The sequence below is a fragment of the Pseudomonas ulcerans genome, assembly GCF_036324125.1.
GTDB lineage: Bacteria > Pseudomonadota > Gammaproteobacteria > Pseudomonadales > Pseudomonadaceae > Aquipseudomonas > Aquipseudomonas ulcerans.
The window spans coordinates 22018-34565 of the sequence record NZ_JAZDQN010000012.1; the positions used below are offsets into that span (position 1 = coordinate 22018).

Below are 12548 nucleotides of genomic sequence, written 5' to 3' on the forward strand. Positions count from 1 at the left end.
TCGCGGGTAAACCCGCTCCTACAAGGGACGCGTAAAACTCAACCTTTGTTGGCGATCTGCCACAGGCGCAGGATGTCGCCGGCACGGGCCGCCAGCAGCTCGGCGGCGTTGGCACAGGCCTGCTGCAACGTCATCGGCCCGTCGGCGATGGCGAACGCAGCATCGATGCCGTGGTCATACAGCGCCTGGTAGCCATCGCCCAGCGTCCCCGCCAGCACCACCACCGCAACGCCATGGCGCTTGGCGATCCGCGCCACGCCAAAGGGCGTCTTGCCCCGCAGGGTCTGCGCATCGAAACGGCCTTCGCCGGTGATCACCAGGTCGGCGCCCTGCACCGCCGCGTCCAACCCCACCAGTTCGGCCACCACCTCGATACCCGGACGGAACTGCGCGTCGAGAAACGCCCTGGCGGCAAAGCCCATGCCCCCGGCAGCGCCGCAACCCGGAAAATCGCGGACATCACGGCCCAGCACCTGCGCGCAATGATCGGCGAAATGGCCCAGGGCATGGTCGAGCAATTCGACCTGCGCGGGGCTGGCACCTTTCTGCGGGCCGAAAATCGCCGAGGCACCATTGGCGCCGCACAGCGGGTTGTCGACATCCGCCGCCACTTCCAGGCGCACGCTGGCCAGGCGCGGATCGAGGCCGCTGGCATCGACGCGGGCGACATTGCACAGAGCCAGGCCACCCTCCTCCAGCTCGGCGCCCTGGGCGTCGAAGGTGCGCAGGCCAAGGGCGCGCAGCATGCCGCTGCCGGCATCGTTGGTGGCGCTGCCGCCGATGGCAAGGATGATCCGTTCGGCGCCGGCGTCCAGCGCCGCGCCGATCAGCTGGCCGGTACCGAAGCTGCTGGTGCGGCAGGCATCGCGCTGGTCCAGCTCAAGCAGTTGCAGGCCGCTGGCCTGGGCCATCTCGATGATCGCGGTACGGGAGCCGCCGAGCCAGCCCCAGTGGGCCAGCACCTCGCGCCCCAGCGGGCCACGGACGGTGAGGCTGCGGCGTTCGCCATGACAGGCAGCGACGATGGCGTCCATGGTGCCTTCGCCGCCGTCGGCCATCGGGCAGCACAGCACCTCGGCCTGGGGCAGGACGGCGGCGATCCCGCCGGCAATGGCCGCGGCCACCCCCTCGGCGCTGAGGCTGTCCTTGAACGAGTCGGGGGCGATGACGATTTTCATGTGGGGCTCCTGTTGCAGATGCCTGCATGCTGCCAGTTGTCGGCAGGGCGGGCTTCTGGCCAGTGCACAAGATCGGCGGCGGTTGTTTGGTCAGTTGGACAATGGGAGATCGGCTATTCGGCCGGCAGCAACTGCAAGCCCAGGTACAGGCTCAGCATCCCCTCCAGCCGCAACGGATCCACCCCGCTCAGCTCGCCGATCCGTTCCAGCCGGTAGCGCAGGCTGTTGCGGTGGATCCCCAGGGCCTCGGCACAGGCCTGGCTCTGCCCGTCATGCCTGCACCAGGCGCGCAGGGTCGCCAGCAACTGGCCGCTGACATCCTTGGCGCGGATCCGCTGCAGCGGCTCCAGCAGTTCGTCCAGTGCATCGTCCTGGCGATGGCGCCACAGCAGCGCCGGCAGGCGATAGCGTGCCAGCGTCAACTGGCGCTCGCCCGGCAGCACCTCGCGCCCGTAGGCCAGCAAGTCGCGTACCCGCCGATAGCCCCGGCGCAGGCTCTCCACGCCATCGGCCACACCGCCCACCGCCAGGCGCTGCACACGCCAGCCCTGGGCCTCGACCTTGTCCAGCAGCTTGCCTTCATCCACGGCCAGCGCGGCCGGGCGACACCAGAGCAGCGACTGCCGTGCCGGACTCACGCACCAGCTATCCGGATAACGCTGCATCAGCCACACCGACAAGGCTTCCGCCGCCGGCCCCTCGCCCAGCTCGAACAGGCACGGCACCCGCGGCAATTGCGGCTTCAGGCCCAGTTGCCGGGCTTCGTCCACCAGTCGCGGGGCATCGCCGCTGCCGCCCAGCAGCAGGGCCAGCAGGTCATCGCAACGCTGGCGCCGCCATTGCTGCTCGACCTGCAAATGGCGCTGGGCCAGGAGCATCTCCGCCGTCATGCGCACCAACTCCGCATAGGTGCGCAGTTGCCCGGGATCGCCGGTGATACCGAGCACGCCGATCAGCCGGCCATCCAGCATCAGCGGCAGGTTGACCCCGGGTTGCACGCCCTTCAGGCACTTCGCCGCGTCGTCGTCGATCTCGACGATGCGCTCGTTGGCCAGCACCAGTTGCGCGCCCTCGTGGCGGGTGTTGATGCGCTGGGGCTCGCCACTGCCGAGGATCAGGCCCTGGCTGTCCATGACGTTGACGTTATAGGGCAAAATGGCCATCGCCCGGTCGACGATATCCTGCGCCAGGTCATGGTCCAGTTCGAACATTGGGGGTTCCTTGAGGGTCCACAGGTTGGTCCGCAGCACAACAGTGCGGCGTAAATGCCGTGCAAAAGCACAAAGACAGGCACCGCGCGCTGGTCGAGACTTTTCAGCAGCGCCCGCCTCGACGCGGGATGCCGCACAACCATAACAACAGAGAGAGAATCATGTCATCCAGCCCTGCCCCTGACCAAGGCCATGCCATCGACCGCGATGCGCTGTACCGGCGCATCACCCTGCGGCTCATCCCGTTCATCTTCGTCTGCTACCTGTTCAACTACCTCGACCGGGTCAACGTCGGCTTCGCCAAGCTGCAGATGCTCGACGCCCTGAAGTTCAGCGAAACCATCTACGGTCTCGGCGCCGGGATCTTCTTCATCGGCTACGTGCTCTGCGGCCTGCCCAGCAACCTGGCGCTGAACCGCTTCGGGCCACGGCGCTGGATCGCGGTGATGATGATCACCTGGGGCACGCTGTCGACCTGCCTGCTGTTCGTCACCACGCCGACCCAGTTCTACGTGCTGCGCCTGTTCACCGGCGCCGCCGAAGCCGGCTTCTTCCCCGGCATCGTGCTGTACCTCTCGCAGTGGTTCCCGGCCCAGCGCCGCGGACGCATCATGGCTCTGTTCATGTCGGCGATCCCGGTCTCCGGCCTGCTCGGCGGGCCGTTCTCCGGCTGGATCCTCAACCACTTCGCGGCCGGTCAAGGCGGCCTCGCCGGCTGGCAGTGGATGTTCCTGATCCAGGGCCTGCCCACCGTGGTGCTGGGCTGCATGGCGGTGTTCCTGCTCAGCGACGGCTTCGCCAAGGCCGCCTGGCTGACCCCGGCGCAACGTGCCGCAGTGGAAGCCGACCTGCGCGCGGATGCGGCGAGCAAGCCGCAGACGGTGAGCGACAGCGTGCTTTCGGTGCTGACCCATCCGCTGATCTGGACCTTCGGCTTCGTCTACTTCTGCATCCAGAGCGGCGTCTACGCGATCAACTTCTGGCTGCCATCGATCATCAAGAACCTCGGCTTCAGCGACGCCCTGCTGATCGGCTGGCTGAGCGCGATCCCGTACCTGCTGGCCGGTGTGTTCATGCTGCTGGTGGGCCGCTCGGCAGACCTGCACAACGAGCGCCGCTGGCATCTTGTAGTGCCGATGCTGATGGGCGCCATCGGCCTGCTGATCGCGGTCAACTTCGCCCATAGCCCGGTAATCGCCATCCTCGGCCTGAGCATCGCCACCATGGGCGCCCTCACCGGCCTGCCGATGTTCTGGCCGATGCCCACTGCCCTGCTCAGCGCCGGCACTGCCGTGGCTGGCCTGGCGATCATCAACTCGGTCGGACAGATGGCCGGCTTCCTCAGCCCGTACCTGGTGGGCTGGATCAAGGACCAGACCGGCTCCACCGATGCGGCGCTGTACTCGCTGGCGGGCCTGATCGTGGTCGGCAGCCTGGTGGCGCTGCGGGTTTCCCGCCAGGGCCGCAGCGTCGCTGCCAACGCCTGACCTTTCGTACCCGTGCGGGGGCGCTGGCCGCTCCCGCGCAACCCCGCCCCTGCGACGCTTCGCCGCACCCCCAGCCATCTGTTGGCGCACCCCGGAAAACCAGTAGAATTTCGCGCCCTTTTTCGCCTCACCGCATCGAGCAGCGACAACCCCAACAATGAACAGCACCGGCCCGCAACGGTCCGGCTGATTGCGCGCGCGTACCTAGGGTGTCTGACCGGTATTCAACCCCACTCTATTGAGGTACGTATGTCTCCGCGTTTGCTGGCGATGGCGCTGGCACCCCTGCTCGGGCTGTTCATCATGGCCCTGGGCAACGGCTTCCTGTCTTCCCTGACCACCCTGCGCCTGGACGAGGCCGGGGAATCCGCCACCATGATCGGCTTCGTCTCCTCGGCCTATTTCATCGGCCTGACCCTCGGCGCCGTGTTCAATGACCGCCTGATCCTGCGCATCGGCCATATCCGCGCCTACAGCAGCTTCGCCTCGCTGATCGCGGTGACCATCCTCGCCCAGGGCCTGTTCGTCGATACCTGGGGCTGGATGGTGCTGCGCCTGATCAACGGCTGGGCCACCGTCGGCGTGTTCCTGGTGATCGAAAGCTGGCTGCTGATGGCCGGCGATACCAAGGCCCGCGGACGCCTGCTGGCGCTGTACATGATTTCCTTCTACGGCGCCGGCGTGCTCAGCCAGGCGGCCCTCGGCGAAATCGCCGGCTGGGGCGGCAACGCACCCTTCATGGTGGCCGGCATGCTGGCGGCGCTGTCGGTGCTGCCGATCGTGATCCTGCCGCGGGTTTCGCCGCTGCTGGAACATGTCGAGCCGTTGCGACCGCGGCAGTTGCTCAGCGTCACCCCCACCGGCCTGGTGGGCTGCTTCGGCTCCGGCGTGGCCATCGCCGCGGTCTATACCCTGCTGCCGCTGTACCTGCAGCGCATAGGCCTGGATGTCGGCGAAGTCGGCAACATGATGGCCTGGGTGATTCTGGGCGCCATGCTCCTGCAATACCCGGTGGGCCGCTGGTCGGACCGCAAGGACCGCCAGGACGTGCTGATCGCCCTCGGCCTGCTGTGCGTGGTGCTGTCGGTGATCATCCTGCTGCTGCCGCCCACCTCGGTGCTGCTGCCGGCGATGCTGTTCCTCCTCGGTGGCGGCGTGTTCGCCGTCTACCCGGTGTCGGTCAGCCACGCTGCCGACCGCGCGCCGGTGGAAGCCCTGGTACCGATGATCCAGGGCATGCTGCTGATCAACTCGCTGGGCTCGGCGCTGAGCCCGCTGGCCATTTCGCCAGCGATGAACAGCTACGGCCAGGATGGCCTGTTCTGGTCGTTCGCCCTGATCAACCTGAGCATGGTCGGCTTCTTCCTGTGGCGTCGCGGCAAGCGTCCGGTGCCGGCCAACCCGGCGCCGTTCGTGCCCTCGGCGACCTTCTCGCCGACCGGTGCCGAACTGCGGGTGACCGATGACCTGCGCCATGCCGCCCAGGAGCACCCGCCGGTGGACATGGGCGAACACGCGGTCAACCCGCCGACGCCGCGGGCCGGCGTCGAATAAGGCGTCTACACTGCGGTTCCCGGAGAACGTTCGAAGGAGAACCGCAGTGAAGAACAGATTCCGTTCGCTGGCGGGCGCGACCGCGCTGCTGGCACTAAGTGGCGTCGTGCATGCGGCGCCGCTGTCGATCCAGTCCACCTCGTTCAACGACGGTGGACGCATTCCGCTCTCGCAGATCGGTGCCGATGCCAATTGCGGCAAGGGCAAGCAGATGTCGCCACAGGTGAGTTGGTCGAACCTGCCAGAGGGCACGCGCTCGGTGGCCTTGCTGATGTTCGACCCGGACGGCGCCAAGGGGCTCGGGGTTTCCCACTGGGTGGCGTACAACATCGATCCGGCCAAGGGGCAACTGGTCGAAGGGGCTAGCGAAGGCTTCAGTCTCGGCAAGAACGTGCGCGGGGATGCCGCCTACCGTGGCCCCTGCCCGCCGGCCGGAGACAATCCCCACCACTATGCCCTGACGCTGATCGCCACCGACCTGGCACCCGGCAGCCTGCCCGAGGGGCTGGACCGGGAGGGGTTGCTGAAGGCGTTGCAGGGGCATGCGCTGGGCGGGATGAGCATTGTCGGGCTGTATGGGCACTAAGGGGCGCTGCGGTCACTGTGGGAGCGGGTTTACCCGCGATGGCGTCGGTGAATTCACTTTAGCAATCGCGGGTGAACCCGCTCCTACAGGGTGCGCGGCGCAACGTAACTATTTATTGCAATTCAATACCGTTATATAGAATTCTGCACAGCGATCCATTCAAAAGAGCCCCTCACAGAAGAGAGCCCCATGACCACCGCCGTGTCCCCCAAGGAAGCCACTGGCGCGAACTACGCGCTGGACCTGATGAAATACGCCCAGGCCCGTACCTGGGATGCAGTGGACGCCATCGCCGCGGTGATCCGTCCCGGCATGACCGAGACCGAAGCCACCAAACTCGGCAAGCAGATCCTTGCCGAACTGGGCATGGAACGCATCTGGCACCCGCTGCTGGTGCGCTTCGGCGCCAACACCCTCAAGGGCTTCAACCAGCGCTCCGACGGCGACCCGGTGCTGGGCGAGAACGACATCTTCTTCATCGACATGGGCATCGTCTGGAAAGGCCATGAAGGCGATGCCGGCGCCACCTTCGCGGTCGGCGACGACGCGGAGATGATCGCCTGCGCCGCCGCCGCGAAAACCCTGTACCAGAGCGTCGAAAGCCATTGGCGGGAAACCGGCTGCAGCGGCGTCGAGCTGTATGACTTCGCCAATGAACAGGCCCAGGCCATGGGCTGGAAGCTCAACCTGGACATCAAGGGCCACCGCGTCAGCGACTTCCCCCACGCCATCTACCGCGCCGGCGACCTCGGTGATTTCGCCGAGCAGCCGGGCAAGGGCCTGTGGATCCTGGAAATCCAGATCGCCCACCCGAGCAAGCCGTACGGGGCGTTCTACGAAGACCTGCTGGCCTGATCCAGGGAGTGCCTGCGATGACCGACGACGATTGCGAAAAGCTGATCCTGTCCAGCTGGCAGACCAATGCCGAGCCCTGGATCGCTGCCGTACGCGAGGCAAGGATCGAGAGTCGTCGCCTGGTCACCGACCGCGCCATGCTCGCCGCCATCGAGGCACGCCGCCCGCGCAGTGTGGGGGTCATGCCGAGATAAAGGAAAATTAGGACATAGTGGTTCTATCCTATTGATATAAATAGAATTTCACTTGGCCTGTTTGTCCCGCCTGCCTCATGCCCGGAAGCGTCTATGCTGATCTATTTGCATGCATAGGGGCTGAGCGATGGCGGCTTTGGAGAGAACGGCATATCCACGACTAGCAACTACCCTCAGTGCGAAGGACTTACACCGCAACTATTCGCTTTCCTCAGGAGAGCTTGACTGGATTTCCAGGACAGCTCGTAGCCCAGCCCTTTCCCTTGGGCTGGCAGTCCAGCTCAAGGTATTCCAAGAGCTCCATTACTTTCCTCCCCTAGACGAGATACCTCCAGAAATCACTGACCACATCAGGAATACACTCGGTTTTGGCCCTCGTATCACTTCCCGCTATACCAACTCGCGTACTTTTTATAGGCATCAGGCGGCCATTCGTGAGTACCTCCAGATCAAGGCTTTCTATGGTAGTGAAGCGCTCACCATAGCTCTCCACCTTGCGCACGAATCTGCCGAGGTACTCGACCAGCGGGCGGATATCATCAATGTGCTGATCGGCGAGTTGCTGCAGCGCAGCTACGAACTCCCAGCCTATTCCACCCTCAATGACGCTGCTGAGGATGCCTTAGTTGCAATGCAGGAGCGGCTATTCAATCTCGTTGTGACCAGGGCGCCAATTGAGGTGGTCTACAAACTGAAAGAACTGCTCGAAACGGATTTCGGGCGACGCCAAAGTGACTTCAACGCCCTCAAGCAGGCACCCAAGAAGCCATCCCGCAAACACTTGGAAGTGCTGATAGATCACATGGCTTGGCTCGAGAGCTTTGGGAATCTAGATGCCATTTTTGATGGAATCGTCGATACCAAAATCCGCCACTTCGCTGCCCAAGCTGCGGCGTCGGACGTCGCCGAGCTTAAGGACTGTTCGCTGCCGAAGCGTTACACGCTGATGCTTGCCTTGATCTATCGGATGCGCGTGCGGACTCGGGATCACCTAGCCGAGATGTTCATCCGGCGAATCTCTACGATTCACAAACGTGCCAAGGAAGAACTAGAGCAAATCCAAGCACGGCAACGTCAGAAGCTGGAGCAGCTGGCGGCCACCCTGGACGGTGTGGTGCAGATTTTGGTTCAGGAACCGGATGACCAAGAGGCAGGTAGCCTGATTCGGGAATACCTCTCCCCCGACGGCAACCTGGAACGGTTACGCGAAACCTGTGCCGAAGTCCAGGCTACCGGCGGTAATAACTACCTGCCGTTGATCTGGAAGCATTTCAGGTCCCATCGCTCGCTGTTGTTCCGTCTCAGCCACCTTCTCCAACTGGAGCCCACGACTCAGGATCGGTCGCTGGTTCAGGCACTTCAACTGATACAGGACAGCGAGAATTTGCACCGCGAGTGGATCGACGAGCACGTCGACTTGTCGTTTGCGTCGGAGCGCTGGGTCAAGGTCGTTCGTCGTCCTGCCAGTGAGGGGCCACCGACCAACCGGCGCTATCTGGAAGTTTGCGTATTCTCCTACCTGGCCAACGAACTGCGATCCGGTGACATGTGCGTACAAGGGTCGGAATCCTTCGCCGACTATCGCAAGCAGTTGCTACCCTGGGACGAATGTCTCCAGCGACTACCAGCCTACTGCGAAAAGATGGAACTGCCTGGCACGGCGAAGGAATTTGTTACCTCCCTCAAGACCCAGTTGGAGGAAACCGCGCAGCAACTGGATGACAAATTCCCCTCTTGCCGAGGGGACGTATCGATCAACGAAGCCGGCGAACCGGTATTGCGCCGAGTGACGGCGCGCGACATCCCGCCATCGGCCATCTCGCTACAGACGGCCCTCATGCAACGCATGCCGGCCAGGCACGTACTCGACATCATGGCCAACATCGAGCACTGGATTCAGTTCACTCGACATTTCGGGCCGATGTCCGGCAACGAGCCAAAGCTCAAAGAACCTGCCGAGCGCTACCTGATGACGATCTTCGCCATGGGTTGCAACCTCGGCCCCAGCCAGGCCGCGCGGCATCTGGCCGGTAATGTCACCCCCCACATGCTTTCCTATACCAATCGCCGTCACCTCTCGCTGGAGAAACTGGACAAGGCTAACCGCGAGCTGGTGGAGCTCTACCTGCAGCTCGATCTGCCCAAACTCTGGGGCGATGGCAAGGCGGTGGCTGCGGACGGCACCCAGTTCGACTTCTATGACGACAACCTGCTGGCCGGCTACCACTTCCGCTACCGCAAGATGGGAGCCGTTGCCTATCGGCATGTGGCCAACAACTACATCGCTGTATTCCAGCACTTCATCCCCCCGGGCATCTGGGAGGCAATTTATGTAATCGAGGGGCTGCTCAAGGCCGATCTCAGCGTCGAAGCTGATACGGTGTATTCCGATACCCAGGGCCAGTCGGCCACGGTGTTCGCCTTCACTCATCTGCTTGGTATCAACCTGATGCCACGCATCCGCAATTGGCGCGACCTGGTGATGTGCCGGCCGGATCGCGGCGCTGCGTATAAGCATATCAACCGCCTGTTCACCGACACCGCCGACTGGCACCTGATTGAAACCCATTGGCAGGATTTGATGCAGGTCGCGCTATCGATCCAGGCGGGCAAAATCTCCTCGCCTATGTTGCTGCGAAAACTCGGTTCCTACAGCCGGCGTAACAAGCTCTACCACGCGGCACAGGCACTGGGCAGCGTGATCCGTACGATCTTCCTGCTCACCTGGATCGGCAGTCGCGAGTTGCGCCAGGAGGTTACCGCGAACACCAACAAGATCGAGTCCTACAACGGATTCTCCAAGTGGTTGTCCTTCGGCGGCGACGTGATCGCCGAGAACGATCCGGACGAGCAACAGAAGCGACTGCGCTACAACGACATGGTGGCCTCGTCGGTGATCCTGCAGAACACTGTGGACATGATGCGGATCCTGCAGAAATTGGCTCGCGAGGGCTGGCAGTTCTCCGATGAGGATGTGTCCTTCCTCAGCCCCTACCTGACCAGCAACGTCAAGCGTTTCGGCGAGTTCAACCTCAAGCTCAACCGGCCGCCGGAGCCCTGGATCAAAGACTCGGTGTTCCAGCAGGCAGCCGGGTCCATCCGCACTGGCAAGCTCGGTACTGCGGAAACCGAGGAGATGACCTGATGAACATTCCTCCTGCGTCATTTCGCGTCACGCCCTACGGCGAGGTAGATGCCGAGGCGCTGGAGCGTTTGCATGACGTCTACGACACCACCCAGTTGCTGTGTCTAGTCGATGGGCTGGATCTGCTGCTTAAGGATATGAACAACATCGGCGGCCTCAGGGATGGCCTCCTGCGGGTACATGCCATGGCGAAAACGGTGCTCGATGGTGCGGCACTATCGGTGTCTGTGACGGAAGGCGGCAGTATCTGGGAGGAAGCCGAGTCGCTTGATGAGGATCTGGTGGAACTGGGCAATTGGCTGGCCAGCGTCAGAGCTCAACTGAGGCCTTTGATTGAACTCATGCCGGCCGATCCTCATTAACCAACTAGTCGCCAGCAACACCGAGCAAGCTACTGGCTTCTGAACGGCTCAACAAGTTGACCCACATAGCCTGTCGGATAGTTCCGGTCACGCAGTCCTACTTCGGCGCTGCCGGGCTTGCTTGCGCTGTCATAGAAGGTTCCAAGCAACTGATCCCACACCAGCAAGAACTCACCGAAATTGACCTGAGCATCCTCGAAGTCGCGTTTGTGATGCCAGCGGTGTGTTTCTGCAACACCGATGACGCGCCGTAGCCAGCCCAACGAGTAGTCCAGATTTGAGTGTTGAAAGGCCAAATGTACCGTCAGGATGCCGAACCAGGTGGCCACGAGTGCAGAAGGAGTGCCCATCGCAAAGAGCACGAGCAGCCCAGGCCCTGCCATGATGGCGGCATGCAACGGGTGCCGGCGCTCGCCGTTCATCCAGTAGAGCCGCTCAGCGCTATGATGTGGCTCATGCAAGCGCCACAGCCATGGAACCTGATGGCTGAAGCGGTGCATGGCGTACAAGCTAAGGTCCAGCACGGCGGCGACAATGACTAGCTGAGCCCACAGCGGTAACTCTGTTGGGAAGACACGGAACTCTGCGGGCACCCAATCGCCCAGCCGGGCCAGCACGGTCGCCGTAATCTGGATCACGGACAGGTTCACGACCATATGGATGATATCAGTAAGGGTATCCTGGTGGTCCTCCAACCAGTCGTCACGGAACGGCTGCACGCGTTCCAGCAGCGCCACCAGCAGAATCCCTAGGGCGGCAATGATCGGCGTGCTGGGCCAATACGGAATACCCGTGTAGAGCAACCAGATCATCCAAGCTGCGGCCCCGCCAAAGATTGTTGGGTAGCTGAGCCAGCGGATCATGAACCTGAGTGAATTGCCCATCGTGAAGCCCTCCCTGAGATGACTCCACTTTGTGCCAATCACCTGTGATGGCGCTTGAACAGAAAAGCTGAATTCAGCCTTTCAGACTGACATGACCCAAGGCAGATGAGGGGTCGAGGCCAAACAGGTCGCGGAAGGTGCGGGAAAAGTGGGCAGCGTCAGCGAAGCCGGCAGCGTGGGCGGCCGCAGTCAGGTTGGCGCCGCTGGCGATATGCTGGAGCGCTATGACCAGGCGATTCCATTTCCGGTAGCTGCGCAGCGGCAGACCGGTCTGTTCGACGAACCAATGTGAGAATCGGGTAGGCGACAGATGAACGCGCTTGGCCAACGCCTGCCTGCCATTAATCGGCTCTTTTAACGCAGCGAGGACCGACTGCAGTCGCGGATCGGAGGCCGGCGGAGTCGTAAGGTTGAGAACAAGGCGCACCATTTCCCGAATTTGCTGGGCTGACGGATCGGAGCTGCTCAGCAATTTTCGCAGCGATGCTGTATCGCCCATCTGAATCGGAGTGATGCCCTCCCCGATGTTATCGGGAAGTGCTCGCGCCTCATCGGACAGCGCGTCGAGGTAGATCGACAACACTTCGTCAGCTTCGATCTGATGGGCCACCCCTGCCCTGATGCAGATGGCCCTTGCCGTCACCGACGAGGATGTACACTTCACAGTCAAGCTGCCGTTCAAGCTGACGGTAATTTGATGCGCCATGTGGCTATGCCAATCTTGGCTACCCGCCTGCCCCAGAAAAATGCCCAGCCCGGGTGAAATCCAGGCTCTGCCATGCCAGCCGATACCCTGCGTTGCGTTCATTCAGCGGCACCTCAGGGTTCCACATCCCGCTGCATTTTGTGCACTAATGAGCTTTATAGCTAATTATAGAGTGATTATAGAATCCTCTTTGGCCTGAACTCTATCGCTTGCTCGATTGAAATCTCACCCGCTACAAAATCAGCTCGCCCTGTGAGACTAGACACTCTATTTGATCCAAATCAACGAAGTGCTGTTATCGTCAAAAGGAGCATTCATGGCTCGGGGGCAATCTGCTATCGTCGGCCTATTGCCCCGCCTGGTGAATTGCTGTGCGTCGGATTGGA

At 62.5% G+C, this 12548-nt stretch carries 11 protein-coding genes; 7 read left to right on the plus strand and 4 right to left on the minus strand.

What is annotated here, in order from left to right:
* Window positions 1–38 precede the first annotated feature (38 nt).
* A complete protein-coding gene (locus V0R59_RS13320) occupies window positions 39–1178 on the minus strand; it encodes a glycerate kinase (RefSeq protein ID WP_330074746.1) in 1140 nt (379 codons plus the stop codon).
* Window positions 1179–1291: 113 nt separating this feature from the next.
* Window positions 1292–2389: a sugar diacid recognition domain-containing protein gene (locus V0R59_RS13325; protein WP_330074747.1), complete on the minus strand. Its 1098-nt coding sequence runs from the start codon at window positions 2387–2389 to the stop codon at window positions 1292–1294.
* A 161-nt stretch (window positions 2390–2550) separates the two neighbouring features.
* On the opposite strand from V0R59_RS13325, the gene V0R59_RS13330 reads away from it, so the two are divergent.
* From V0R59_RS13330 to tnpC, 7 genes are all read left to right on the plus strand, one after another.
* Window positions 2551–3876, plus strand: coding sequence for an MFS transporter (locus tag V0R59_RS13330; RefSeq protein WP_330074748.1), 1326 nt, complete (start codon window positions 2551–2553; stop codon window positions 3874–3876).
* A 249-nt stretch (window positions 3877–4125) separates the two neighbouring features.
* Entirely contained in the window at window positions 4126–5430 is a 1305-nt protein-coding gene (locus V0R59_RS13335) for an MFS transporter (protein ID WP_330074749.1), read from the plus strand.
* A gap of 46 nt (window positions 5431–5476) precedes the next feature.
* The gene (locus V0R59_RS13340) at window positions 5477–6016 is read left to right on the plus strand and encodes a YbhB/YbcL family Raf kinase inhibitor-like protein (RefSeq protein ID WP_375547372.1); all 540 of its coding nucleotides are present in this window, start codon (window positions 5477–5479) and stop codon (window positions 6014–6016) included.
* Between the two features lie 189 nt (window positions 6017–6205).
* Window positions 6206–6871 carry a M24 family metallopeptidase gene (locus V0R59_RS13345; RefSeq protein ID WP_330074750.1) on the plus strand — a complete coding sequence of 222 codons (666 nt, stop codon included), beginning with the start codon at window positions 6206–6208 and terminating at the stop codon, window positions 6869–6871.
* 17 nt (window positions 6872–6888) lie between these two features.
* Window positions 6889–7065 (plus strand): hypothetical protein, encoded by a 177-nt coding sequence (locus V0R59_RS13350; RefSeq protein ID WP_330074751.1) that lies wholly within the window; start codon window positions 6889–6891, stop codon window positions 7063–7065.
* 127 nt (window positions 7066–7192) lie between these two features.
* Window positions 7193–10210: a Tn3-like element ISPa42 family transposase gene (locus tag V0R59_RS13355; RefSeq protein ID WP_033725452.1), complete on the plus strand. Its 3018-nt coding sequence runs from the start codon at window positions 7193–7195 to the stop codon at window positions 10208–10210.
* Window positions 10210–10572, plus strand: a complete 363-nt coding sequence (tnpC, locus tag V0R59_RS13360) for a Tn3 family transposase post-transcriptional regulator TnpC (RefSeq protein ID WP_004374622.1) — start codon at window positions 10210–10212, stop codon at window positions 10570–10572. Before V0R59_RS13355 ends, tnpC begins: the two co-directional genes overlap by 1 nt.
* A 29-nt stretch (window positions 10573–10601) precedes the next feature.
* Here the strand turns inward: tnpC and V0R59_RS13365 are convergent, their stop codons facing one another.
* Together V0R59_RS13365 and V0R59_RS13370 are read right to left on the minus strand one after the other, a co-directional pair.
* Window positions 10602–11456 (minus strand): sterol desaturase family protein, encoded by an 855-nt coding sequence (locus tag V0R59_RS13365; protein ID WP_004374624.1) that lies wholly within the window; start codon window positions 11454–11456, stop codon window positions 10602–10604.
* Window positions 11457–11529: 73 nt separating this feature from the next.
* The gene (locus tag V0R59_RS13370) at window positions 11530–12264 is read right to left on the minus strand and encodes a helix-turn-helix domain-containing protein (RefSeq protein WP_003117280.1); all 735 of its coding nucleotides are present in this window, start codon (window positions 12262–12264) and stop codon (window positions 11530–11532) included.
* Window positions 12265–12548: the final 284 nt, after the last annotated feature.

Excerpts from the sequence above, each read along its gene's own strand:
- V0R59_RS13320 (WP_330074746.1), bottom strand. The coding sequence starts at position 1,178 with ATGAAAATCGTCATCGCCCCCGACTCGTTCAAGGACAGCCTCAGCGCC.
- V0R59_RS13325 (WP_330074747.1), bottom strand. The coding sequence starts at position 2,389 with ATGTTCGAACTGGACCATGACCTGGCGCAGGATATCGTCGACCGGGCG.
- V0R59_RS13330 (WP_330074748.1), top strand. The coding sequence starts at position 2,551 with ATGTCATCCAGCCCTGCCCCTGACCAAGGCCATGCCATCGACCGCGAT.
- V0R59_RS13335 (WP_330074749.1), top strand. The coding sequence starts at position 4,126 with ATGTCTCCGCGTTTGCTGGCGATGGCGCTGGCACCCCTGCTCGGGCTG.
- V0R59_RS13345 (WP_330074750.1), top strand. The coding sequence starts at position 6,206 with ATGACCACCGCCGTGTCCCCCAAGGAAGCCACTGGCGCGAACTACGCG.
- V0R59_RS13350 (WP_330074751.1), top strand. The coding sequence starts at position 6,889 with ATGACCGACGACGATTGCGAAAAGCTGATCCTGTCCAGCTGGCAGACC.
- V0R59_RS13355 (WP_033725452.1), top strand. The coding sequence starts at position 7,193 with ATGGCGGCTTTGGAGAGAACGGCATATCCACGACTAGCAACTACCCTC.
- tnpC (WP_004374622.1), top strand. The coding sequence starts at position 10,210 with ATGAACATTCCTCCTGCGTCATTTCGCGTCACGCCCTACGGCGAGGTA.
- V0R59_RS13365 (WP_004374624.1), bottom strand. The coding sequence starts at position 11,456 with ATGGGCAATTCACTCAGGTTCATGATCCGCTGGCTCAGCTACCCAACA.
- V0R59_RS13370 (WP_003117280.1), bottom strand. The coding sequence starts at position 12,264 with ATGAACGCAACGCAGGGTATCGGCTGGCATGGCAGAGCCTGGATTTCA.